Consider the following 23,849-nt stretch of genomic DNA (forward strand, 5'->3'; position numbering starts at 1 on the left):
CCCTCCTGTTTTTAATACTTTTGAATGCCTAATTTCACTGTTGTTGTTACTCTTTTTGTGCCACGATAAAACGTAAGAGTCATTTTATCATTAATTTCCTTATCATATAAGGCCGTACGGAATCCAATAATATCGCGAATCGGTTTTCCATCTACCGCCACAATAACATCATGTTCTCTTAAACCAGCATCCGCACCTGGCGAAGGACTTTTCACATCCAAAATACAAACTCCCTCTGTTACAGTACCTGGTAAATGTAATGTTTTTGACCAATAATAGTTTGGAATTTCATTTAATGACCTAAGTTCAATCCCAACATATGGTCTTCTTACTTTTCCATACTTCTCAAGTTCATTCATAATCGGAACAGCTCTAGTCACCGGAATAGCAAGGCCGATTCCTTCTACTTCTTTTGCAGCAATTTTCATTGAATTAATACCAATTAATTGTCCTGCTGCATTTACAAGCGCACCGCCACTATTCCCCGGATTAATCGCTGCATCTGTTTGTAACACTTCTACTTGCCAATCATAATGTCCATCTTGATCTAAATCTACAGGGACAATACGTTCATTAGCTGAAATAATACCTTGTGTAACTGTTCCAGAAAATTGCAGTCCAAGCGGGTTTCCAATCGCAATAACTGGCTCTCCTCTGCGAACAGTATTAGAATCGCCAATTTCAATTATTTTTTTCACATGCTTTGCATCTATTTCTAATACAGCTAAGTCTGTGACTACATCGGTTCCTAATACTTTTCCAGGAACCTTCTTACCGTCACTTAGACTTACTTCAATACGATTCGCTCCAGCTACAACATGATTATTCGTTACAATATAAGCTTGACCATCTGTCTTTTTATAAATTACTCCTGATCCTGTACCGGCCTCTGAATCTGCCTCTGAAAAGTTATCTCGTTGAATATTAATAACACCCACAACAGCTTCAGATGCACGATCAACAGCATCTACAAAGCTAATCTGTTTAATCCCTTGAGTTTCGGCCATATTACTTCCGCTTGCTTCAGCTTGCAGAAGCGTATCAGCAGAATTTGAAAATAAAGGCGCTCCAAACGCGAATAAAGAAGCTCCTACAATTGTTCCCGCTATACTAGAAAGAACTATACCTTTGTGCTTCTTTTTTCCTGCACGTTTCATACGATAATTTTCTTCATCAATAAAGGACATATTTGTTCACCTATCTTCCTGAAAACAACTATATTCACCTTTATTGTTTACTAAAATGAAGAATTATACGTATTGAATTTTTGTAGGCATTTTTGGATCTGTATCGTGAATTTCAAAGGATTCACCCACTCCAAATCCTTTTTCCTCTAGTACTTGTGATACTGACATACGCGCTAGTTCTTTCATGTTATTATCTAAGCTTAAATGGGCTAAATAAATATGCTTTGTCTCATCTGTAATTACATCTGCCATCGCTAATGCAGCATCCTCATTACAAACATGCCCAACGTCACTTAAAATACGTCGTTTAATGCTCCATGGATAACGTCCCATACGAAGCATTTCTACATCATGATTACTTTCAAATACGAAAGCATTAGCTCCCTTAATAACGCCTTTCATACGGTCACTTACGTATCCCGTATCTGTAATAAGCGCTAACTTCCTATTATTGTTATGGAAAGCATAAAACATCGGTTCTGCCGCATCATGAGAAACTCCAAATGACTCGACTTCAATATCACCAAAGGTTTTCACATCACCAACTGAGAAAATAAACTTTTGTTCAGTTGGGATATTTCCTATTAAATGTTCCATTGCATTCCATGTTTTCTCATTCGCATAAACAGGTAAATCATATTTACGTGCCAGTACACCTAAACCTTTAATATGATCACTATGCTCATGCGTTACAAGAATACCTGATACATCATTTATATTCAGTTCTGCTTGTTTAAATAAAGCCTCTGTTGCTTTACCACTTAAACCTGCGTCGACTAGTAATTTTTTTTCATCGGTTCCTACGTATAGCATATTTCCTGTACTTCCACTTGCAAGTACGCTAAAATGCAACCCCATTCTTTCTCACTCCAGTATGTTCATCAACCACTTGATTTTCCTTTTCTCCTAATTCCATAACTTGTCCTTCAATTGCATTCACAAAGAAGTCCTGCTTCTGTTCCGTTTTCAAATTCCACGTTGGAGCCAGTACTTGGTTATTAGAAGTAGATGCGGTAAGAGTGGCATAACCAATTTGTGCTTCTTTAACATGCGTATTTCCATGAATTTTATTTTTTAAATACAAATTTTCTAAAGCTGTTTGAGCCGTAATAATTTCTTGCTCTTTCGTTTTTTCACCTTCGCCCATTTCTTTTAAATCAGTTAGCATTGTCTGCGTATATGAAACAAGTTCATTTTTTTCATTTAATTCCACAACAATCATCGCCTGATTATTATAGAAAATAGGCTTATCTTTATATTTTTGGAAGAAATAAATTTTAGAGTCTTTCACCGCTCCAAATTCATACTTTTGTCCATCCAATACATAGTTCTTCAAAAATTCATTATACTTATCTTTTGATAATGATTTCGTATTTAAAAAAGGCTCTTTTAGCTTACTTTCTATCTTGTACATATTTTGTATATGCACTGTTTGATTTTTCAAAGACTGTATATCTTCTTCTTTAAAGGCTTTATTTTCTGCTCTAATAAATGACTCTTTTTTCGGTTCTTTAGGGATATTTCCCATCGTAATTTTGTTTGCTTTTAATTCTTGATCTATCTTTGTTTCTGCAATAAGCTCCAATTGATTACTATCTTGCTTTTGAATGAATTGGAAAATGAGAAAGAGGTCCAAAACAAAAAAGGTCACAATAAATATGGTTTTAATCCGATCCCAATCCATTTAGTCCTCCCTCACTCCACTCATAGATTTTCTGTTTACCTGTTTCATCTTCAACAAGCTTTACATACCAAATTGGTTGTAATCGAACTACTTGTCCATCTAGTAATAACTTGTATCCAATACCAATATCCTTAATTACTTGTTTCTTTATCTCTGGATTATTTTCTAGGGATGCTATTACAACATGCCCTGACGGAAGAGTAACCTTCTGTTCTATACCTTTAGTATTTAAAGACAGCAACGGTCTTTCATATTCCATTACTTCTTCTGATCCCCATATTTGTCTCAATTCAGCTAATCCATCTTCATTGAATACTGAATATCCATCTTCATTTAAACGAAATACTGTCTCTCCTTTATTCATATAGTCCAAACGATATGAATCCAAACTTCCACTGTGACCACTTACGAATTCAAAGCTTTTTTGTAAAAGCATTAAATTATCTATCGTTTTCTCAGTTAAGACAGAAGAGTTTTTATACTTTAGCATGTGACGATCGTTTTCAATTTCCATGGATCTAATACCATCTGTAAATGTTTCTTTCGACATCTCGGTAATCGGACTTAAATAACGAGGATCACTAAACAGAGCATTCTTAAACGTATCAACTGCTAAATTAGATGAAATATATGTTATATTGTTTAACTCTGTCGTTCCATCTGGTAAAAATAACTTTTTCATATCATTAAGTTGATAATCAAAATAAGGCTTTGCTGATACTATAAATTGATTTTGGGCATTTACAATATCTTTTAAATACACGCCACTTAATTTTGCCTCGTATATTTTAAAGTTATCACCATCAGAAACAAAGTTAATTTTAATTTCTTGATCCTTACTTCGAGAAGGATCGAGGAGAATACGATTAAAATGTTTAGGCTTATCTGTACTCTTCTCTTTCATGTTAAACATGGATTTTACTGCATCAAATGGGATATCGGTAGGGAAAACAAGTTCAACTTTCCCTTCACCATGCACATATGAAAGGAAATCACCCTTAGTGATTGATATCTCTTTAAAATCATGTAGTTCCCCTACTTCCAGAGGCTTATAGATTGATTCTATATCTGCCTCTCTTCTGCTCCCATAATGATTTTTATCTTTATGCACGATGATAGAAGTAGGACGGACAACATCGGAAATTTTAGTTTGGTTCATTCCTTCATTTCCCTGCACAAATTTCGCGTTTTGCATGGATGTAGAATCTGGCACATACGTCCATAGGTTAAAAGTAAGAAATAGGCTAATTACAACTAGGTTAATTAAAACTATTGTTTTAAAGTTTTCCATACTCATTCCCAATCGTCCTCTTCATCTGCTGCCATTGGTAACGTGAAATAAATAGTTGTCCCTTTTCCTTCTTCACTCTTCGCCCAAATAGAGCCACCATGTGCCTCAATCATTTCTTTTGCAATTGCTAATCCAAGCCCAGTACCACCCATTTGTCTTGAACGAGCTTTATCTACGCGATAAAAACGTTCAAAGATTTTATCAACGTTTTCTTTTGGAATACCCATTCCTTGGTCACTTACACTAATTTCTAATAAATCACCGCGATCACGTAAACGATATGTTACTGTTCCACCTTCTGGTGAATACTTTAATGCGTTAGAAATAATGTTATACAGCACTTGAGTAATTTTGTCAGTATCCATATCAATAAATCTAGATTTCTTAGAGAAAGATCGTTTGAAACTTACATTTTGCTCTTTAGACATTTCAAAGCGATCAATAATATTATTAAAGAAATCAGTAAAGTCGACCCATTCTTTCATTAAACGATGCTCTGTACTATCAAGTTTAGATAGCTGTAACAACGCATTTACAAGTCTAATCATTCTTTCTGTTTCTTCTTGTGTAACCGTTAAAAATTGTGGTGCAATATTTGGATCCTGCCATGCTCCATCTGTAAGTGCCTCTAAATAACTGCGCATCGTCGTTAATGGCGTCCTTAATTCATGAGAGACATTCGCCACAAACTCACGGCGTTCCCGTTCTATACGCTCCTGCTCTGTTACATCATATAGTACAGCAATTAAGCCGTTTGCCTTCCCTGTTTCTTTTTGAATAACAGAAAAACTAGCACGTAAAATATATGGTTCGTTTCTCGTACTAAAATCTAATAAAACAGAATCTGGCTCTTCATATAAATGATCGAGCGTAAATTCTTCCTGTATCCCTAATACCTCTAAAACAGATTGATCGAGCGCTGTTTCACGAGAAACATTTAACATCTTTTCCGCAGGATCATTTAGTAAAATAATATCCCCTTTTCGGTCAGTAGCAATTACTCCATCTGTCATATGTGATAAAACAGATGATAATTTACGCCTTTCACTTTCTGTAGAAGAACGAGCTTGTTGTAATTTTTTTGATAAATTATTGAAGGATAATGCCAGTTGTCCAATTTCATCATGGCTATGCACTTTTACTTTTCTCGAATAATTTCCTTTTGCCATTTCGATTGCTTGTCTCCGCATATCTGAAATTGGTCTTGTAATTGTTTGAGCCAATAAAATCCCAAGTACGGCCGTTACTAATAAAGCAATTACTGTTCCCGTAGCAAAAATTTGATTTATATCCTTCATTTGTTTATATACATCTTCCATAGATGCCACAATGTAAATAACACCAAGCGCATCCTTACCGTTATCATCTAGAATCGGAGTAAGCATAACTTGAACACGATGACCTGTACTACCATCCTTCTCAATTTTCACTTCCGGCTTTTTTTGTACTAACACTCGCTGAACAGCTATATCAGTTGATGTTCGATTCACCTTATTCTGCTTTGATTCATCTGAAATAGCCAGTAACTTTCTGTGCGAATCAAATACACTTACCTCTTGTATAACTTTCTTCTGATCAGAGGCAAATTTTCGAATTGAAGTTTTAATCGTTTCATCTGTTGACTCTGTTTCTGCTTTTGTATAACTTTTTTTAAACTCTTGCTTCAAATTATATGATAATAAGTTTGTTTGCTGCGTTAAAGAATCCCTAAAACCTTGTACTAAGCTCTTCTCTAATTCCCTTACGAAATATACTCCAATAACTTGCATCGCTATTAATATTAATAGCATATATATAAGCACAAATTTTAAATGAATAGATTGAAAAAAACCAACTTTCTTCATATACTATTCCTGCTCTGGGTCACGCAAGTAATACCCTACTCCACGTCTAGTTACAATTAAAGTAGGATGGCTTGGATTATCTTCAATTTTTTCACGCAAACGACGTACTGTAACGTCTACTGTGCGCACATCTCCAAAATAGTCATAACCCCAAACTGTTTGTAATAAATGTTCGCGTGTCATAACTTGTCCTAAATGTTTCGCTAAATAATGTAGCAACTCAAATTCACGATGTGTAAGCTCGATATTTTCCTCGCGCTTCGTTACACTATATGCATTTGGATTGATCACAATTGGTCCAATAACCATTTCTGTATTTTCTTCTTTTTCCGCAGCACCACCTTGTTGATGGCGGCGTAAATTCGCCTTCACACGAGCAAGTAATTCCCTCGTACTAAATGGCTTCGTTACATAATCATCTGCCCCAAGCTCGAGCCCTAATACTTTATCAATCTCAGAGTCCTTTGCTGTAAGCATAATAATCGGCATTTCTGAGCTTTTACGTATTTCACGGCAAACCTCTAAGCCATCTTTACCTGGTAGCATAATATCTAATAAAACCATATCTGGTTGCTCTTCATTAGCCTTTTCAATTGCTTCATCACCATCATGCGCCATTACTATTTCAAAACCTTCTTTTTCTAGGTTAAACTTCAAAATATCTGCAATCGGCTTTTCATCATCAACTACTAAAATTTTCTTTCCCATCATCGTCTATTTCCTCCTTATAAAAATATGGTCAATAATCCCTAAACATATTGATGTTTACATAGTATGTCCTATATGACCGCATCCTTTGTTTAAGTATTTTCTCCTCTATTCTCATAGACTCATGTATGATCCACTTTTACACGGCATCCTATACGATCTATAGAAAAACCTCTAGCTTCAACTGCTAGAGGCTCCTCGTTCTATTTTAAAATAACTACTCAGTTTTGTAAAATTACATAAATAAAAAGGATATTAAGTGGGCCCACTTAATATCCTGAGAGTGGCTCGGGACGGAATCGAACCGCCGACACGAGGATTTTCAGTCCTCTGCTCTACCGACTGAGCTACCGAGCCAAAACTATATATAAAACCACTAATGGTGGTATAAACAAAAGTGGCGGTCCCGACCGGGGTCGAACCGGCGATCTCCTGCGTGACAGGCAGGCATGTTAACCACTACACCACGGGACCAAAAATAAGCAAAAAAAAACATGACCCGTACGGGATTCGAACCCGTGTTACCGCCGTGAAAGGGCGGTGTCTTAACCACTTGACCAACGGGCCACGAAAAATAAAATGGTGAGCCATGAAGGACTCGAACCTTCGACCCTCTGATTAAAAGTCAGATGCTCTACCAACTGAGCTAATGGCTCATACTCACCAACGTCATATTTTCGTGACGACAAGATGTATCATAACATGTATTCTGTATTTATTGCAATACTTTTTTTGTTTTTTTATAAAAGAATAAGAAAAAAACTCATGCAGACATGAGTTTTTTTTTCAAAAAATGTTAATTAAGCTTCGTATACGTTACGTACAATATTTGTTTGGTTACGATCTGGTCCAACTGAGAACATAGATATTTGAATTCCTGTTAACTCAGAAACACGTTCTACGTATTTTCGTGCATTTTCAGGAAGTTCATCTAATGATTTTACACCAGTAATATCTTCTTCCCAACCTGGAAGCTCTTCATATACAGGCTCACATTTCGCTAAAATGTTTAAGTTAGCTGGAACTTCATCAATAACTTCGCCATTGTATTTGTAAGCTACACAAATTTTAAGAGTTGGAATACCTGTTAAAACGTCGATAGAATTTAATGATAGATCCGTTAAACCACTAACACGACGTGCATGTCTTACAACAACGCTATCGAACCAACCTACGCGGCGTGGACGACCAGTTGTCGTTCCATACTCGCGACCAACTTCACGAATTTGATGACCAATTTCATCATGAAGCTCAGTAGGGAATGGACCATCACCAACGCGGCTTGTATATGCTTTACATACACCTACAACGCGAGTAACTTTCGCAGGACCAACTCCAGTTCCAACTGTTACACCACCAGCAATTGGGTTAGAAGATGTAACGAACGGGTACGTACCGTGGTCAATATCAAGCATAACACCTTGCGCACCTTCAAATAATACACGGTGATTATTATCTAATGCATCATTTAATACAACAGACGTATCACATACATATTGCGCGATTTGTTGCCCGTACTCGAAGTACTCTTCGAAAATTTCTTCTACAGTGAAACCTTCTGTATCGTACATTTTTTCAAATAAACGATTTTTTTCTACTAAATTGCGCTCAAGCTTCTCTTTAAATGCTTCACGGTCTAAAAGATCAGCCATACGAATACCAATACGAGCAGCTTTATCCATATATGCAGGACCGATACCTTTTTTCGTTGTACCGATTTTGTTATCACCTTTACTTGCTTCTTCTAACTCATCTTGTTTTAAGTGGTAAGGTAAAATAACATGTGCACGGTTACTTACACGTAAATTATCAGTACTTACACCACGATCGTGTAAGTATTTTAACTCTTCAAGTAATGCTTTTGGATCTACTACTAATCCGTTTCCGATTACACAAATTTTCTCTTTATAGAAAATACCAGATGGAATTAAGTGTAATTTATATTTAACTCCGCCGAAAACAATTGTATGTCCCGCGTTATTTCCACCTTGATATCTTGCAACTACTTCCGCATGCTCAGAAAGAAAATCAGTGATTTTACCTTTTCCTTCGTCGCCCCATTGTGTTCCTACAACTACTACTGAAGACATTATTAAAGCACCTCCGCAATTTTCAAACGATCTATTCAAACAATATAATTGTACCAAAACCGAAAGAGAAGTCAACCGAAAAGCGAACATTTTTTCACAAAAAAACTTTTTCGTTCGTAAGAATTATATATTTAACTTATGAAAGCCTTATCTTTCTTATAAAAAAAAGAAACACATCTTATTATAAGAAATGTGTTTCTTTTTTATACTGCCTTTATGCCGGTGGAGCATGTCCATCCTCAAAACGACGTTCTAAGTTAACGAACTTATTGAACTCTTTGACGAATGCAAGTTCCACTGAACCTACTGGACCGTTACGTTGTTTTGCAATAATAATTTCAATTGTATTTTTGTTTTCCGTTTCTCGATCATAGTAGTCTTCACGATATAGGAAAGCTACAATATCAGCATCCTGCTCAATACTTCCAGATTCACGAATATCAGACATCATCGGGCGTTTATCTTGACGAGATTCTACACCACGAGATAACTGTGATAAAGCAATAACAGGCACTTGCAATTCACGCGCAATCCCTTTTAAGGTACGAGAAATCTCAGATACTTCCTGCTGACGGTTTTCTCCTGATTTCCCACTTCCTTGAATAAGCTGCAAATAGTCAATCAAAATCATACCAAGACCTTGTTCTTGCTTTAATCTACGGCATTTTGCTCGAATCTCATTTACTTTAATACCTGGCGTATCATCAATATATATACCAGCATTTGAGAGACTCCCCATTGCCATTGTTAATTTTGCCCAATCATCGGAAGTTAATGAACCAGTACGAAGTCTTTGTGCATCAATATTCCCTTCTGCACAAAGCATACGCATAACAAGCTGATCAGCACCCATCTCCAAACTAAAAATCGCTACATTTTCATCCGTTTTCGTCGCTACGTTTTGTGCAATATTTAATGAAAATGCCGTTTTCCCTACTGATGGACGTGCTGCCACGATAATTAAATCATTTCGTTGGAAACCTGCTGTCATCTTATCTAATTCAGTAAACCCAGTTGGTATCCCAGTAACTTCACCCTTTTGATTATGCAAAAGTTCAATTTTGTCATAAGCATCTACAAGAACATCTTTAATGTTTTGGAATGCTTTTGCATTCGTTTGATGGGATACTTCTAATATTTTTTTCTCAGCCTCGTTTAAAAGACCATCCACATCATCTTCTCTCTCGTATCCATCCGATACAATATGAGTCGCCGTGCGAATTAAACGACGTAAAAGCGCCTTTTCAGCGATGATGCGTGCGTAATATTCTACGTTAGCTGCAGTTGGCACAACTTCTGCTAACTCTGCTAAGTAAGAAACCCCACCAACCTCTTCTAGTAACCCTTGATCAGCCATTGCTGATGTCATCATTACTAAGTCGATCGGCTCTCCCTTATCAGATAGCCCAAGCATGACTTCAAAAATCTTTTGATGTTTCGTTCGATAGAACGAATCAGGTACCAATAACTCTGATGCTGAAGTTAACGCATCTTGATCAATCAATATGGCCCCTAAAACCGCCTGCTCAGCCTCTATATTATGCGGAGGGGTACGATCAGCAAGTACATCACTCATACGCAATCCTCCTTGCTTAATTTATTTTTATTGTTCACTAACATGAACTTTTACTGTTGCTGTTACTTGTGGATGCAATTTCACAGTAACGTTTGTATAACCTAGCGCACGGATTGCATCGTCCATTTCAAATTTACGTTTATCAAGTTTAATCTTGTGTGATTTTTGCATTGCATCTACGATTTGTTTGCTTGTGATAGAACCAAATAAACGGCCACCTTCTCCAGATTTCGCCTTTAATTCTACAGTTAATTTCTCTAAAGTCTCTTTTAACTCTTTTGCATTTTCAAGCTCTGCTGCTGCATCTTTTTCTTCTTTACGCTTTTGAGCTTCTAAAGTTTTCATACTGCTATTTGTTGCTTCAGCAGCTAATCCTTGTTTTAGTAAGAAGTTATTTGCATAGCCATCTGGTACGTTTTTTACTTCTCCTTTTTTACCTTTACCTTTTACGTCTTTTAGAAAAATTACTTTCATGATTGTGTGCCTCCCTGTAAATAGTCATCAATAACAAATCGAAGCTTCTCCTCAGCTTCATCTACTGTAACATTTTTCATCTGTGTGGCTGCATTCGTCAAATGCCCGCCACCGCCTAAGTTTTCCATAATTAGCTGCACATTCACTTCACCTAAAGACCTGCTGCTAATTCCAATGAGATTCTCGCCACGTTTCGCAACAACAAATGATGCAATAATCCCTGTCATCGTTAATAACGTGTCTGCCGATTGCGCAATAAGCACTTGATCGTAGTAATCATCACTATCAACTTTAGCAATCGCAATTCCATTTTTATAAATGTACGCATTTTTTATAGCTTTTGCAACCCGTAAATACTGATCCATATCTTCCTTTAAAAGTTCTTGTACAAGTACAGTATCTGCACCATGTGAGCGTAAATAAGAAGCAGCATCAAATGTACGAGCCCCTGTCCGGAATGTGAAACTTTTCGTGTCGACAATAATACCCGCTAACAATGCCGTCGCTTCTAACATTGTCATCTTTAAATTTTTAGGTTGATACTCAAGTAATTCTGTAACCAATTCTGCCGTTGAAGAAGCATATGGTTCCATATAAACTAGCAATGGGTCTTCAATAAAATCTTCTCCACGGCGATGATGATCAATAACTACTACATTTTCAATTTTATGTAACAGTTTTTGCTCCATCACCATAGAAGGTTTATGCGTATCGACAACAACAAGTAACGACTCATCATTTGCAAATTCCATCGCTTGCTCTGGAGTAATAAAATGAGACCATAACTCCTCATTTTGTTTCACTTTGTCCATCAAACGCTTAATTCCTTTATCGGAATCATTTTCATCTAACACAATATATCCTTTACGCTCATTTAATTGAGCCACTTTTAAAATACCAATCGCAGCACCAATTGCGTCCATATCGGGAGCCCTATGCCCCATAATAATGACATTACTACTTTCTAATACTAAATCCTTTAACGCATGCGAAATGACCCTGGCGCGTACACGGGTACGTTTTTCAACCGGATTTGTCTTACCTCCATAGAACTTAACTTTACCTGTCGCTTGTTTAATAGCTACTTGGTCTCCCCCACGCCCAAGCGCAAGATCTAAACCAGATTGAGCCATTGCTCCAAGCTCTGATAAAGGTAAATCACCTGATCCGACACCCACACTTAATGTAAGTGGTATATTCCTTTTAGATGTTTCTTCACGCACCTGATCTAAAATGCTAAATTTCCCTTTCTCCATCTGCGTCAAAATACTTTCATTTAGCACAACGAAGAATCTTTCTGAAGATGCACGTTTTAAATAAGCACCATACTTAAGTGCCCATTCATTTAGTCGCGATGTCACAAGACTTGTTATATTCGTACGTAATTGATCATCTAATCCTTGTGTAACTTCATCATAATTATCCAAATAGATGACAGCTAAAACAGTCCTTTGATCCTCGTACATCTTTTCGATTTCTGTTTGTTCCGTTACATCAAAGAAATAAATTAACTTTTCTTCTTTCCTTACAAAAACGCGAAACTTTCGATTATTTAAAGAGACTATATCATCAGAAGTTTCTCCTTTAATGAAAAGAAGTAATGTTTCTGATACATCGTAAAGGTGCCATCCAGCTAATGCGTGCTGTCCCAGACATGAAGATAAATAAGGATTTGCCCAATCAATCCCATAATCCTTATTGTATAACAAAATACCAATCGGCATTTGGTTAAATGCTTCATTACTTACTTTCTTTACTCTTGTAATCATATCTGTCGTATGCTTTTCGAAATTCCTTTGAAAATTAAGTTCAAATCGTATAACGATAAAGAATACGATACAAAAAATGACAAAAGCAGCTATACCCATAATTAAATGAAAATAACAGAGAATTGAAATGAGCACAAACACAAAAAATGCCAATACATAAACAGGATATAAAAACCACTGTTTCTTATCAAATTCAGGCATGTATACAACTCCTATAAAGTAAAACTAACTTACCTTCCAGTTAGTTAAACAGATTAAAATAGTATAAGGAATATTATTTTATCCCCCTATTTTAGAACGCAATGAAATCCCTAAGTCAATTATACCTAAGATTGTCACAAGAGGAAACAGCATCGGAATAAACATGCATGCAATAAAACTAATAATAGGAACCCCTTTAGTAAAACCTTTTCTATACGCTAAAAAGGCGATAAATGTCAGACCTTGCAGTACAAGCAATAGTGCAAATATGACATTTAGGTTAGAAAATACCATATGTAAATATGATGTTGGTTCTACTTTTATAAAAGTTGCTAACAAAATAAATATAACGTAATACCAAATGATACTCTTTGGTAATTGTATATCTTTAAATTTAGGCCAAGATATAACTTCATGTTTTAACTTTTTCAAAACACTACCTGATATTATCACTGTAATCCAAGAAAAACATACTGAAACTAGCACAAGTATACTTGGAAGTAACGATTGTAATATATCATTCATTTGTGCAAGTAGCTCTTTTTGTTCCTTACTAATCGGCATACCTGTAGCACTTACTATCTTTTCGCTTTTCGCCATACTTTCACTAAACATACTTTGCATTTGCTTCATTATATCTATGTTGAAAAACTTTATACTCGCAACATAAATAAGTACAAAACCAATTAAGTATGCAAGCGTCCCCGCTATTAAGATTTCAACTGGCTTTTTTCTTGTTTTATACATATATCCTAAAACAATCCCTATCAATCCAAACATAATTGTCTTCACTAAATTCAGCGGTTGACTCACAATAATAGTAACAAAAAGTGCTGCTACAAAAACCACGAGCACATTAGATAGTTTATGTCTTATCATTAATAGTATAAATGGTAACGGCAACGCAAAAGTTACAACTGTACCCAAAATCGGAACATACATAGATATAAGCAATAAAATTGCATATATAGCTAATAATGCTGCACCTTCTGTAATAAACTTTGTTTGTTTCACATTTTAACCTCTCTTTCAAAAAGAAAAGCATAGCAAAATGCACAGTAGAGTCCGACTCTACTGTGCATTTCATACGCTATTATTCACCAACATATGGTAAAAGTGCCATTTGACGAGCACGTTTAATTGCAACTGTAAGTTTACGTTGGTATTTTGCGCTTGTTCCTGTTACACGACGAGGTAAAATTTTACCACGCTCAGAAACGAAACGTTTTAATAAATCAACATCTTTATAGTCAATGCGAGTGATGCCGTTAGCTGTGAAGAAACACACCTTACGACGTTTCGCACGTCCACCTTTGCGTCCTGCCATGTCTATTTCCCTCCATTCTTTGTTAAAACTAACAAATTTACTGTATTAGAACGGTAAATCGTCGTCGGAAATGTCGATCGGTTGACCTACATTTGAAAATGGATCGTCATTCTTCGTAAATCCAGAGTTACCTTGGTTACCTGAATTACTAGATTGACCAAATGGGTTAGAGCCTTGGTTACCGAAACCAGCTCCTGATGGTTGCTGATTAAATGAACCACGTTGCTCCCCACCGCCATTACGCGGCTCTAAAAATTGCACGCTTTCCGCAAGAACTTCTGTTACGTATACACGTTTACCATCTTGTCCCTCGTAATTACGAGTTTGAAGACGCCCATCTACGCCTGCTAAGCTACCTTTTTTCAAATAATTTGCTACGTTTTCTGCTTGTTTACGCCATATTACACAATTAATAAAGTCAGCTTCACGCTCACCTTGCTGATTGGCAAATGCGCGATTCACAGCTAACGTAAAAGTAGCTACTGCGACACCATTGGGCGTGTAACGTAAGTCAGGGTCCTTAGTTAAACGACCAACGAGGATAACACGATTCATCAATCGAACCACTCTCCCTTATATATCAATTATTTTTCTTCTTCTTTAACAACGATATGACGAAGGATGTCTTCGTTGATCTTAGCTAAACGGTCGAATTCGTTAATCGCTTCTGCGTTAGATTTCACGTTTAAGATCATGTAGAAACCTTCACGTAAGTCGTTGATTTCGTAAGCTAAACGACGCTTACCCCACTCTTTCGTGTTAATGATTTCTGCACCATTGTTTGTTAAAACACCTGCAAAACGTTCAACTAAAGCTTTTTGAGCTTCTTCTTCAACGCCAGGACGAATGATGTACATAATTTCGTACTTTCTCATTACACTTTCACCTCCTTTTGGTCTAAACGGCCCGTAATGGGCAAGGAGCAATTAATTTATAGTAATTACTCACGAGTTTAGATTATATCATAGTAAGTTATATGAATCAACTCACCAATACATAAAAAACTTGGCAAACATATAATATATTTGCCAAGTTCATATCTTTATTTTTCCTAGGAAATATTAAATTAAACGTTAAAACGGAAGTGCATAACATCTCCGTCTTTTACGATATATTCTTTTCCTTCTAAACGTACTTTTCCAGCTTCTTTTGCAGCTGTCATAGAACCGTTTGTCATTAAATCATCGTAAGAAACTGTTTCTGCACGAATAAATCCACGCTCAAAGTCTGTATGAATAACACCAGCACATTGTGGTGCCTTCATTCCTTGTTTAAATGTCCAAGCACGTACTTCTTGAACGCCAGCTGTAAAGTACGTAGCAAGTCCTAATAGGTCATATGCTGCACGAATTAATTGATCTAAACCAGACTCTTCAATTCCTAATTCTTCAAGGAATACTTTTTTCTCTTCTTCGTCTAATTCAGCGATTTCTGATTCGATTTTTGCACATACAACGATTACTTGAGAATTTTCATTTGCTGCAAATTCTTTTACCATTTGTACGTATTTATTTTCCGAAGGATCGATAATATCGTCTTCACTTACATTCGCTACGTATAACATTTCTTTTGTTGTAAGTAAATGAAGGCCTTTAACAATCTTCATCTGCTCTTCTGTAAATTCAACAGTACGAGCTGGTTTTCCCTCTTCAAAAGCTTCTTTTAAACGAACTAAAATTTCATGCTCATATACCGCTTCTTTATCTTTTTGTCTTGCTAATTTCGCAACACGCTCGATACGCTTATCAACAGACTCTAAGTCCGCTAAAATTAGCTCTAAATTGATTGTTTCAATATCATCAATTGGATCTACTTTCCCTGAAACGTGCGTAATATTTTCGTCTTCAAAACAACGAACAACTTGGCAAATTGCATCTACTTGACGAATGTGAGATAAGAATTTATTTCCTAAACCTTCACCTTTACTAGCACCTTTTACGATACCTGCAATATCAGTAAACTCGAATACAGTCGGAACAGTCTTTTTCGGCTCTACTAATTCCGTTAATTTATTTAAACGCTCATCTGGTACTTCTACAATCCCTACGTTTGGATCAATTGTACAGAATGGATAGTTCGCAGATTCTGCTCCTGCTTGTGTAATTGCATTAAATAAAGTGGACTTCCCTACGTTAGGTAATCCAACAATCCCAGCCGTTAATCCCATATTTTTCACTCCTATGTCTCAATCTTTCATCATTATAGATAGTAACGAAAAAAATGACAAGTTTCCGCCAAACGAAAAAAAGTAACAGTTACCTACTGTAACTGTTACTCTTCCTCTATTCTTCGTGCTTCACAAGTATTTTTTTCACCTTACGATCAAACTCTCTTCGAGGAATCATTACTGAATGGTCACACCCCTCGCACTTAATGCGGATATCCATTCCCATACGAATAATTTTCCAACGATTCTCGCCACATGGATGGGCTTTCTTCATTTCCACAACATCATACAAGTTATATTCCTTTTGCTCCATTCTCCAAACTCCTCTCCATACTAAATTGCTTTTCCACTAACTAATTCTTCACGATTATATAAAACCATACGTGGATATGGAATTTCAATTCCATGTAAATCAAGACGATTTTTAATCTCTTTACGAAGTGCCCTTGCAATAACTGCATGTTGCATCGGTTCTACTTCAGCAATAACACGTAATATAACTTCTGATGCAGCTAATGTTTGCACACCTAATAATTGAGGTGTTGTTACCATTTTTTCGTACTTTGAAGGTAATTCTACTAATAAATCTTCAATAACTTGCTCTGCTTTCGCAATATCAGCCTCATATGAAATAGATACATCAACAAACGCTACACTATTACTAACTGAGTAGTTAGTAACTTGAATAATACTTCCATTTGGTAAAGTATGAATTTCACCTGTCCAACTCTTTACTTTCGTTGTACGAAGTCCAATTTCTAAAACGACTCCTTCAAATTGACCGATTTTAACATAATCGCCAACTGAAAACTGATCTTCTAACAAAATAAATAAACCTGTAATAACGTCTTTCACTAAACTTTGAGCACCAAATCCGACTGCTAAACCAATTACCCCAGCACCCGCTAATAAACCTGATGCATTAATATCAAACACACCTAAAATCGCAATTAGCATAATGAACATAACAACGTACGCTACAATATTTTCAAGTAATTTCGCTACTGTAACTGTACGACGTTCTGAAATTTGAATTGGAGAACGACTCCCCATACGAAACGCATTTCGTACAACCGCCCTTGCAATTCGCACAACAACTGCACCAATTGTTAAAATAATACATATTTTTAATGTCGCAACTCCAATATGAGCCCAACGATCAGCATCTAATAAATACTGTTTCATAGAATTAAACCACTTCGCTAATAAATCCATGTACCTCTACCTCTCTAGCTAAAATTTCTTTTTAGTTACCCTTATTATTGTATCAGAAGTCCCCTAATTGCTGAAAAAATTTTATGATTTTAATCCTATTTTATCCCCGACATCCAGGTATAAAATGGAACGAATATATATATACTAGTACTATTATTTCCGTTTTCATTCACATTTTGCAAAAATTACGCACTTATAACTTTCCATTTTCCTCACCATATAACATATATTGAAAATTTATTAAAAGGATGGGTGCTTCATGAATATTGGAAGTTTTCGCTTACCATTTTTTGAGAAAGAAACTCAAAACGTTATGCACCAAGATCTAGAAGCCTCTGAAATAATCAGTAATTTCTTACTTACCCATATTCCTATTAAAACTAATATACCACTTATTCTCGTTTGTATCGGCACAGATCGCTCTACAGGTGACGCACTCGGCCCATTAGTTGGTACAAAACTTGAACAAATAGACATCCAAAACCTCCAAGTATTCGGTACACTAGATGAGCCAGTACATGCGCTAAATTTAGAAGAGAAAATTCAGAATATACAGAAAGAATATCCTACTGCATTTATAATTGCTGTTGATGCATGTTTAGGAAAGTCCCAAAATATCGGATCAATCACTACTGGAAAGGGACCTAGTAAACCTGGAGCTGCTATGAATAAGAAATTACCTGCAGTTGGTGATTTGCACATACACGGTATCGTCAATCTAAATGGGTTTATGGAGTTTTTCGTTCTTCAAAATACAAGATTAAGTTTAGTCATGAAAATGGCTGATGTAATCGCAAAAAGTATAAAAGAGACGGATCAAAAATTATCCGCATTAAAAAAAGCAAACCATCTATAAATAATAAGATGGTTTGCTTTTTAATTTTTCTGTGCTAATAGTTCTAAAATACGATTTAAATCTTCTTTATTAAAAAATTCAATTTCGATTTTACCTTTTTCTTTTTTCGTCTCTTTAATTTTCACATCTGTGCCAAACTTTTCTCTTAAGAACGTTTCACGTTCTACGAAAAATATATTTCGCTCTTTTTTCACTTTTTTTGTTTCACGTGAAACGTGTTGATTAATCTCTTGGACGATTTTCTCTAATTGACGAACATTTAATCCTTCTTTTTCAATGCGTTTCAATAAGGACTTCAATTGTTCTTCATCTTTTATCGTAAGTAAAGTTCTCCCATGAGCCATTGAAAGTTGACCATTTGCAATCATATCTTGTACGAAAGAAGGTAGGCTTAATAACCGAGTATAATTTGCAATGTAAGGTCTGCTTTTACCAAGACGTTTCGCTAATTGTTCTTGCGTTACATTTAGCTCATTCATTAACATCTGGTATGCCATTGCCTCTTCCATAGGATTTAAATCTTCTCGTTGTAAGTTTTCTAACAAAGCAAATTCCATCATTTGCTGTTCAGTTAATTGTCTTACAACCGCAGGTACTTTTTCTAAACCAGCCTCTTTTGCAGCACGAAATCGTCTTTCACCTGCAACAATTTCATATCCTTTAATACTCTTCCTAGCAATTAATGGTTGTAGAATACCGTGTTCCTTAATCGAAATTGCTAATTCCTGAATCGCCTCTTTATTAAAGTGTTTACGCGGTTGATATGGATTCGGCCTTAATTCAGTTACAAGAATCTCCTGAATTGTTTCCTCTTCTTTCACATCTAAATCAGGAAAAAACACATTAATTCCTCTTCCTAATCCTTTAGCCACCTGCAATCACTTCCTCTGCTAAATCTATATACACTTCTGCTCCTCTTGATTTAGCGTCATACTGCATAATAGGTTTCCCATGACTTGGAGCCTCGCTCAAGCGTACATTACGCGGAATAATCGAGCGATATACTTTATCCCTAAAATACTTTTTCACTTCATCTATAACTTGAATCCCTAAATTTGTACGGGCATCCAACATTGTTAACAATACACCTTGAATTGCTAAATTTTTATTTAAATGTTTTTGTACAAGTCGAACTGTATTTAATAGCTGACTTAACCCTTCTAGTGCGTAATATTCACACTGTACAGGAATAATAACAGAATCTGCTGCTGTTAATGCATTAATCGTTAATAACCCTAAAGATGGGGGACAGTCGATAATAATATAGTCATATTCATCACGAACTGGCTGTAATGCTCTTTGCAAACGTACTTCCCGGGAAATAGTCGGTACCAATTCAATTTCAGCACCAGCCAATTGAATTGTAGCGGGTAGAACATCTAAGTTTTCAGTTGCGGTTTTCTGTATAACCCCTTGAACATCTGCATCTTCCACAAGAACGTTGTAAATACATTGATCTAATTCAGATTTTTCAATTCCCACACCAGTCGTTGCATTTCCTTGAGCATCAATATCTACAAGAAGGACTTTTTTACCTACTTGCGCCAATCCAGCCCCTAAATTAACAGATGTTGTTGTTTTTCCAACACCGCCTTTTTGATTAGCAATAGCAATGATTTTTCCCATGATGTCACCTACTTTCAACCTTTCTATCTTATTCTAGTAACAATTACGTTTATTGTAACATGAAATAAAACTTTTTCTTTTACGTCCTTTATTAAACTTCAAAATTTATTTCTAAACTCCTTCTTCATTTAACAAGAAAATATAGTAAAAGAGACCTCTCCAATAGGATAAGGTCTCTAGCACGTCATTATTATTTTTTCTTTGGAATTTTAATTGTAATTTGATAGTACTCATCAAATTCTTCTTCCTCAGAATTAACATTCAAACCACTTTCAGTAACCATTTGTAAAGATTGTCTAATTGTATTCATAGCAATCCTCGTATCTCGACTTACTGCTTTTTGCTTTGCCTTACGCTTCGGTTTCGCTTCCTCTAGTAACTTCGCAATTCGTTCTTCTGTTTGCTTTACATTTAGTTGTTTCTCAACAATTTCCTGTAAAACCTTCAGTTGTAATTCCTCATTTTTTAAAGGAATGAGAGCGCGGGCATGACGTTCTGTAATGCTTTTTTCTAATAATGCACTTTTTATTTCTTCAGGCAACTTTAACAAGCGCAACTTATTTGCGATTGTAGATTGTCCTTTTCCAAGTCTTTGTGCCAATGCTTCTTGTGTTAAATTATGTAACTCAATCAGCTTTTGATATGCCACAGCTTCCTCGATTGCCGTTAGTTCCTCACGTTGCAAGTTTTCAATTAAAGCTACAGAAGCTGTCTCTGTATCATTTAAATTCTTTATAATTGCAGGAACCTTTTCCCAACCTAACTTTGTTGCCGCGCGAAAACGTCTTTCTCCAGCAATAATCTCGTACTTATCATCCTCATATTGCCTTACAACAATCGGTTGAATAAGTCCATGTGTACGAATTGTTAATGCTAGCTCATCAATACGCGCATCATCAAAAACTGTTCTTGGTTGATAACGGTTAGGGGTAATATTTACTATCGGAATTTCTTGTATTTCTTCATATACCTTTTTATCTATCTCTTCATGGCTTTCGTCTTGTAATTCGAATTCGCTCTCTTTATCTCCAAAGCCAAATAAACGAGAAAACGTATTTTTCATACATATTCCACCACCTTTTAGGCCTATTGACTATTCTCCATAAAATGTTTCCTATGAAACATTTACGTTTTCATTTATATAATTTAATCTTACGTCTAATAAGATTTATTTTTCAATAGGTAATTTATTGGGTGTTCCCGGTTTGCGTGGATATTTCTTTGGTGTCTTGCGCTTTTTCTCGATTAATAAAATATTACGTTCACTCTCTTCAAATGGCAATTGGAACGTAGACATCTCTTTCAACTCTCCGCCTAGCACCTCTAAAGCATACTTGCCATTTTCAATTTCTTCGTTTGCTGCTGCACCTTTCATTGCAATGAATGTTCCTCCAACTTTTACAAGTGGTAAACATAGCTCACTTAATACAGAAAGACGCGCAACTGCACGTGCCATTACAATATCGTATGATTCACGTACACCTTCTTTTTTCCCAAATGTTTCAGCACGATCGTGACAAAATGCAACATCACTTAATTCTAACTTTTGGGCTAAGTGATTTAAGAAATTAATACGTTTTTGCAATGAATCTACAATTGTTACTTTTAAGTGCGGGAAACAAATTTTTAAAGGAATACTTGGGAATCCAGCCCCTGCACCAACATCACAAATTGAGAATGGTTTTGAAAAATCATAATAAAAAGCAGCTGTAATGGAATCAAAAAAGTGTTTTAAATATACTTCTTCTTTTTCTGTAATAGCCGTTAAGTTCATTTTTTCATTCCACTCTACTAATGTTTCAAAGTAGATTTTGAACTGCTCTAACTGTCTAGAAGAGAGGGTGATTCCCTTCTCTTCTAGCATAGATTGAAATTGTTCTATGTTCATCTAGCAATATCTCCTTACTATTTATTGGTTCGATACGCGTGCAATTTTTCCTTGTTCTATATACACAAGTAAAATGGAAATATCCGCTGGATTTACGCCAGAAATACGTGAAGCCTGCCCCATTGAAAGTGGACGAACATCTTTCAATTTCTGTCTAGCTTCTGAAGCAAGGCTAGAAATCGCATCATAATCAATATCTACAGGGATTTTTTTACTCTCCATTTTCTTCATACGCTCTACTTGCTGTAAAGATTTTTCAATATACCCTTCATACTTAATCTGAATTTCAACTTGTTCTTTAACTTCATCACTTAATTCTACTTCACTTGGTACTAAAAGATGAATATGCTCATATGTCATCTCTGGACGACGTAATAAGTCACTTGCACGTATTCCATCTTTCAATTCACTTCCGCCAATATTGCGAATTAATTCTTGTACTTCAGGACGTGGTTTAATAATAATGCTGCTTAACCGTTCCTTTTCCTGTTCAATTTGTAATTTTTTATTTGTAAATCGCTCATAGCGCTCTTCTTTAATTAATCCAATTTCACGACCAACTTCAGTTAAACGAAGATCAGCATTATCGTGGCGTAATAATAGACGGTATTCTGCACGAGACGTTAATAAACGATATGGTTCATTTGTACCTTTCGTTACAAGATCATCAATTAAGACGCCAATATAAGCATCCTCGCGACCTAAAACAACTTCTTTTTTACCTAAAGAACGGCATGCTGCATTAATTCCAGCCATAAGCCCTTGTCCTGCCGCCTCTTCGTAACCAGAAGTTCCATTAATTTGTCCTGCTGTATATAAATTTTTAATCTTTTTCGTTTCAAGTGTTGGCCATAGTTGTGTTGGCACAATTGCATCATATTCAATTGCATAACCTGTACGCATCATTTCAACATTTTCTAGGCCTGGAATTGTTCTAAGCATGTCACGTTGTACATCTTCTGGTAAGCTTGTGGATAAACCTTGTACATATACTTCTTGTGTATTACGCCCTTCTGGCTCTAAGAAAATTTGATGGCGTGGTTTATCATTAAATCTTACTACTTTGTCTTCAATAGAAGGACAGTATCTAGGGCCTGTTCCTTTAATCATACCAGAATACATAGCTGAACGATGTAAATTTTCATCTATTAAACGGTGTGTTTCTGTACTTGTATATGTCAACCAACATGGAATTTGATCCATAATAAATTTCGTTGTTTCAAAAGAGAACGCACGTGGCTTATCATCACCTGGTTGAATTTCTGTTTTACTGTAGTCAATTGTATTACTGTTTACACGCGGAGGTGTCCCTGTTTTAAATCTAACAAGATCAAATCCAAGTTCCTCTAAATGCTCAGATAATGTAATAGACGGTTGCTGATTATTTGGACCGCTTGAATATTTTAAGTCGCCCATGATAATCTCGCCGCGTAAAAATGTTCCAGTTGTAATTACAACGGTTTTTGCTGTATATTCTGCACCAGCTTGTGTAACTACCCCTTTACATACACCTTCTTCAACGATTAAACGCTCTACCATTCCTTGGAACAACGTTAAGTTTGGTGTTTCTTCAATTGTTTTCTTTAATTCATGTTGGTAAGCGAATTTATCAGCTTGCGCTCGAAGTGCACGTACGGCTGGTCCCTTACCTGTATTTAGCATACGCATTTGAATATGAGTTTTATCAATATTACGTCCCATTTCTCCGCCTAATGCATCAATTTCACGAACAACAATCCCTTTTGCTGGTCCACCAACAGAAGGGTTACATGGCATGAATGCTACCATATCCAAGTTAATTGTTAACATTAATGTTTTTGAGCCCATTCGTGCTGCCGCAAGACCAGCTTCACATCCTGCATGACCTGCACCGATTACTATGACATCGTATGAACCGGCATTGTATCCCATTGTTTATTCCTCCTAATAATCTCTATCTTTCTACA

At 36.0% G+C, this 23,849-nt stretch carries 23 protein-coding genes and 4 tRNA genes; 1 reads left to right on the forward strand and 26 read right to left on the reverse strand.

What is annotated here, in order from left to right; translation table 11 throughout:
• Positions 1-11 precede the first annotated feature (11 nt).
• The 21 genes from ACUL40_RS19520 to ACUL40_RS19620 all read right to left on the reverse strand — a co-directional run bounded on the left by ACUL40_RS19520 (position 12) and on the right by ACUL40_RS19620 (position 17,533).
• Positions 12-1,187 (reverse strand): S1C family serine protease, encoded by a 1,176-nt coding sequence (locus tag ACUL40_RS19520; protein ID WP_326038122.1) that lies wholly within the window; start codon positions 1,185-1,187, stop codon positions 12-14.
• Between the two features lie 63 nt (positions 1,188-1,250).
• A complete protein-coding gene (locus ACUL40_RS19525) occupies positions 1,251-2,045 on the reverse strand; it encodes an MBL fold metallo-hydrolase (protein ID WP_000522837.1) in 795 nt (264 codons plus the stop codon).
• On the reverse strand, positions 2,029-2,871 hold the full coding sequence (locus tag ACUL40_RS19530; protein ID WP_000383740.1) for a two-component system regulatory protein YycI: 843 nt from the start codon (positions 2,869-2,871) through the stop codon (positions 2,029-2,031). The genes ACUL40_RS19525 and ACUL40_RS19530 overlap by 17 nt, the downstream gene beginning before the upstream one ends.
• Complete coding sequence (locus ACUL40_RS19535) at positions 2,852-4,168, reverse strand: YycH family regulatory protein (RefSeq protein WP_445422765.1); 1,317 nt, start codon at positions 4,166-4,168, stop codon at positions 2,852-2,854. The genes ACUL40_RS19530 and ACUL40_RS19535 overlap by 20 nt, the downstream gene beginning before the upstream one ends.
• Positions 4,165-6,006: a cell wall metabolism sensor histidine kinase WalK gene (gene walK / locus ACUL40_RS19540; RefSeq protein WP_000755367.1), complete on the reverse strand. Its 1,842-nt coding sequence runs from the start codon at positions 6,004-6,006 to the stop codon at positions 4,165-4,167. The genes ACUL40_RS19535 and walK overlap by 4 nt, the downstream gene beginning before the upstream one ends.
• A gap of 3 nt (positions 6,007-6,009) precedes the next feature.
• Positions 6,010-6,717 (reverse strand): cell wall metabolism DNA-binding response regulator WalR, encoded by a 708-nt coding sequence (walR, locus tag ACUL40_RS19545; protein WP_000971865.1) that lies wholly within the window; start codon positions 6,715-6,717, stop codon positions 6,010-6,012.
• A 281-nt stretch (positions 6,718-6,998) separates the two neighbouring features.
• Positions 6,999-7,071: transfer RNA gene (locus ACUL40_RS19550), tRNA-Phe, on the reverse strand.
• A 41-nt stretch (positions 7,072-7,112) separates the two neighbouring features.
• Positions 7,113-7,188 (reverse strand) — tRNA-Asp (locus tag ACUL40_RS19555).
• Between the two features lie 21 nt (positions 7,189-7,209).
• Positions 7,210-7,281 (reverse strand) — tRNA-Glu (locus ACUL40_RS19560).
• 13 nt (positions 7,282-7,294) lie between these two features.
• Positions 7,295-7,370: transfer RNA gene (locus tag ACUL40_RS19565), tRNA-Lys, on the reverse strand.
• Between the two features lie 144 nt (positions 7,371-7,514).
• Positions 7,515-8,804: an adenylosuccinate synthase gene (locus ACUL40_RS19570; RefSeq protein ID WP_000100238.1), complete on the reverse strand. Its 1,290-nt coding sequence runs from the start codon at positions 8,802-8,804 to the stop codon at positions 7,515-7,517.
• A 214-nt stretch (positions 8,805-9,018) separates the two neighbouring features.
• Positions 9,019-10,380, reverse strand: coding sequence for a replicative DNA helicase (gene dnaB, locus ACUL40_RS19575; protein WP_001286148.1), 1,362 nt, complete (start codon positions 10,378-10,380; stop codon positions 9,019-9,021).
• A gap of 27 nt (positions 10,381-10,407) precedes the next feature.
• Complete coding sequence (gene rplI / locus ACUL40_RS19580) at positions 10,408-10,854, reverse strand: 50S ribosomal protein L9 (RefSeq protein WP_000864228.1); 447 nt, start codon at positions 10,852-10,854, stop codon at positions 10,408-10,410.
• The gene (locus ACUL40_RS19585; RefSeq protein ID WP_001113785.1) at positions 10,851-12,824 is read right to left on the reverse strand and encodes a DHH family phosphoesterase; all 1,974 of its coding nucleotides are present in this window, start codon (positions 12,822-12,824) and stop codon (positions 10,851-10,853) included. Before ACUL40_RS19585 ends, rplI begins: the two co-directional genes overlap by 4 nt.
• Positions 12,825-12,902: 78 nt before the next feature.
• A complete protein-coding gene (locus ACUL40_RS19590; RefSeq protein WP_000814840.1) occupies positions 12,903-13,838 on the reverse strand; it encodes a YybS family protein in 936 nt (311 codons plus the stop codon).
• A gap of 79 nt (positions 13,839-13,917) precedes the next feature.
• The gene (rpsR, locus tag ACUL40_RS19595; RefSeq protein WP_000918873.1) at positions 13,918-14,151 is read right to left on the reverse strand and encodes a 30S ribosomal protein S18; all 234 of its coding nucleotides are present in this window, start codon (positions 14,149-14,151) and stop codon (positions 13,918-13,920) included.
• A 45-nt stretch (positions 14,152-14,196) separates the two neighbouring features.
• On the reverse strand, positions 14,197-14,709 hold the full coding sequence (ssb, locus tag ACUL40_RS19600) for a single-stranded DNA-binding protein (RefSeq protein ID WP_000981966.1): 513 nt from the start codon (positions 14,707-14,709) through the stop codon (positions 14,197-14,199).
• A 26-nt stretch (positions 14,710-14,735) separates the two neighbouring features.
• Complete coding sequence (gene rpsF / locus ACUL40_RS19605; protein WP_001233778.1) at positions 14,736-15,026, reverse strand: 30S ribosomal protein S6; 291 nt, start codon at positions 15,024-15,026, stop codon at positions 14,736-14,738.
• 191 nt (positions 15,027-15,217) lie between these two features.
• Complete coding sequence (gene ychF / locus ACUL40_RS19610) at positions 15,218-16,318, reverse strand: redox-regulated ATPase YchF (protein WP_000524657.1); 1,101 nt, start codon at positions 16,316-16,318, stop codon at positions 15,218-15,220.
• A gap of 115 nt (positions 16,319-16,433) precedes the next feature.
• Positions 16,434-16,631 (reverse strand): DUF951 domain-containing protein, encoded by a 198-nt coding sequence (locus ACUL40_RS19615; protein ID WP_000435485.1) that lies wholly within the window; start codon positions 16,629-16,631, stop codon positions 16,434-16,436.
• A gap of 20 nt (positions 16,632-16,651) precedes the next feature.
• Positions 16,652-17,533 carry a mechanosensitive ion channel family protein gene (locus tag ACUL40_RS19620; RefSeq protein ID WP_000364814.1) on the reverse strand — a complete coding sequence of 294 codons (882 nt, stop codon included), beginning with the start codon at positions 17,531-17,533 and terminating at the stop codon, positions 16,652-16,654.
• Positions 17,534-17,792: 259 nt separating this feature from the next.
• Between ACUL40_RS19620 and yyaC the strand changes: the two genes are divergently transcribed.
• Entirely contained in the window at positions 17,793-18,389 is a 597-nt protein-coding gene (gene yyaC / locus ACUL40_RS19625; protein WP_001020714.1) for a spore protease YyaC, read from the forward strand.
• 20 nt (positions 18,390-18,409) lie between these two features.
• Here yyaC and spo0J read toward each other — a convergent pair whose 3' ends face one another.
• The 5 genes from spo0J to mnmG form a co-directional block, all read right to left on the reverse strand.
• Positions 18,410-19,261: a stage 0 sporulation protein Spo0J gene (gene spo0J, locus ACUL40_RS19630; RefSeq protein WP_001051832.1), complete on the reverse strand. Its 852-nt coding sequence runs from the start codon at positions 19,259-19,261 to the stop codon at positions 18,410-18,412.
• Positions 19,254-20,015 carry a sporulation initiation inhibitor protein Soj gene (gene soj, locus ACUL40_RS19635; RefSeq protein ID WP_000516114.1) on the reverse strand — a complete coding sequence of 254 codons (762 nt, stop codon included), beginning with the start codon at positions 20,013-20,015 and terminating at the stop codon, positions 19,254-19,256. The genes spo0J and soj overlap by 8 nt, the downstream gene beginning before the upstream one ends.
• Positions 20,016-20,205: 190 nt before the next feature.
• A complete protein-coding gene (noc, locus tag ACUL40_RS19640; protein WP_000799016.1) occupies positions 20,206-21,078 on the reverse strand; it encodes a nucleoid occlusion protein in 873 nt (290 codons plus the stop codon).
• A 105-nt stretch (positions 21,079-21,183) separates the two neighbouring features.
• The gene (gene rsmG, locus ACUL40_RS19645) at positions 21,184-21,903 is read right to left on the reverse strand and encodes a 16S rRNA (guanine(527)-N(7))-methyltransferase RsmG (RefSeq protein ID WP_001019628.1); all 720 of its coding nucleotides are present in this window, start codon (positions 21,901-21,903) and stop codon (positions 21,184-21,186) included.
• Positions 21,904-21,924: 21 nt separating this feature from the next.
• Complete coding sequence (gene mnmG, locus ACUL40_RS19650; protein ID WP_000541031.1) at positions 21,925-23,814, reverse strand: tRNA uridine-5-carboxymethylaminomethyl(34) synthesis enzyme MnmG; 1,890 nt, start codon at positions 23,812-23,814, stop codon at positions 21,925-21,927.
• Between the last annotated feature and the right edge of the window lie 35 nt (positions 23,815-23,849).

It is taken from the genome of Bacillus sp. KNSH39 (assembly GCF_052656585.1).

Coding starts and splice junctions, on each gene's coding strand:
- ACUL40_RS19520 (WP_326038122.1), bottom strand. CDS start 1,187: ATGTCCTTTATTGATGAAGAAAATTATCGTATGAAACGTGCAGGAAAA.
- ACUL40_RS19525 (WP_000522837.1), bottom strand. CDS start 2,045: ATGGGGTTGCATTTTAGCGTACTTGCAAGTGGAAGTACAGGAAATATG.
- ACUL40_RS19530 (WP_000383740.1), bottom strand. CDS start 2,871: ATGGATTGGGATCGGATTAAAACCATATTTATTGTGACCTTTTTTGTT.
- ACUL40_RS19535 (WP_445422765.1), bottom strand. CDS start 4,168: ATGAGTATGGAAAACTTTAAAACAATAGTTTTAATTAACCTAGTTGTA.
- walK (WP_000755367.1), bottom strand. CDS start 6,006: ATGAAGAAAGTTGGTTTTTTTCAATCTATTCATTTAAAATTTGTGCTT.
- walR (WP_000971865.1), bottom strand. CDS start 6,717: ATGATGGGAAAGAAAATTTTAGTAGTTGATGATGAAAAGCCGATTGCA.
- ACUL40_RS19570 (WP_000100238.1), bottom strand. CDS start 8,804: ATGTCTTCAGTAGTAGTTGTAGGAACACAATGGGGCGACGAAGGAAAA.
- dnaB (WP_001286148.1), bottom strand. CDS start 10,380: ATGAGTGATGTACTTGCTGATCGTACCCCTCCGCATAATATAGAGGCT.
- rplI (WP_000864228.1), bottom strand. CDS start 10,854: ATGAAAGTAATTTTTCTAAAAGACGTAAAAGGTAAAGGTAAAAAAGGA.
- ACUL40_RS19585 (WP_001113785.1), bottom strand. CDS start 12,824: ATGCCTGAATTTGATAAGAAACAGTGGTTTTTATATCCTGTTTATGTA.
- rpsR (WP_000918873.1), bottom strand. CDS start 14,151: ATGGCAGGACGCAAAGGTGGACGTGCGAAACGTCGTAAGGTGTGTTTC.
- rpsF (WP_001233778.1), bottom strand. CDS start 15,026: ATGAGAAAGTACGAAATTATGTACATCATTCGTCCTGGCGTTGAAGAA.
- ychF (WP_000524657.1), bottom strand. CDS start 16,318: ATGGGATTAACGGCTGGGATTGTTGGATTACCTAACGTAGGGAAGTCC.
- ACUL40_RS19615 (WP_000435485.1), bottom strand. CDS start 16,631: ATGGAGCAAAAGGAATATAACTTGTATGATGTTGTGGAAATGAAGAAA.
- ACUL40_RS19620 (WP_000364814.1), bottom strand. CDS start 17,533: ATGGATTTATTAGCGAAGTGGTTTAATTCTATGAAACAGTATTTATTA.
- yyaC (WP_001020714.1), top strand. CDS start 17,793: ATGAATATTGGAAGTTTTCGCTTACCATTTTTTGAGAAAGAAACTCAA.
- soj (WP_000516114.1), bottom strand. CDS start 20,015: ATGGGAAAAATCATTGCTATTGCTAATCAAAAAGGCGGTGTTGGAAAA.
- noc (WP_000799016.1), bottom strand. CDS start 21,078: ATGAAAAATACGTTTTCTCGTTTATTTGGCTTTGGAGATAAAGAGAGC.
- rsmG (WP_001019628.1), bottom strand. CDS start 21,903: ATGAACATAGAACAATTTCAATCTATGCTAGAAGAGAAGGGAATCACC.
- mnmG (WP_000541031.1), bottom strand. CDS start 23,814: ATGGGATACAATGCCGGTTCATACGATGTCATAGTAATCGGTGCAGGT.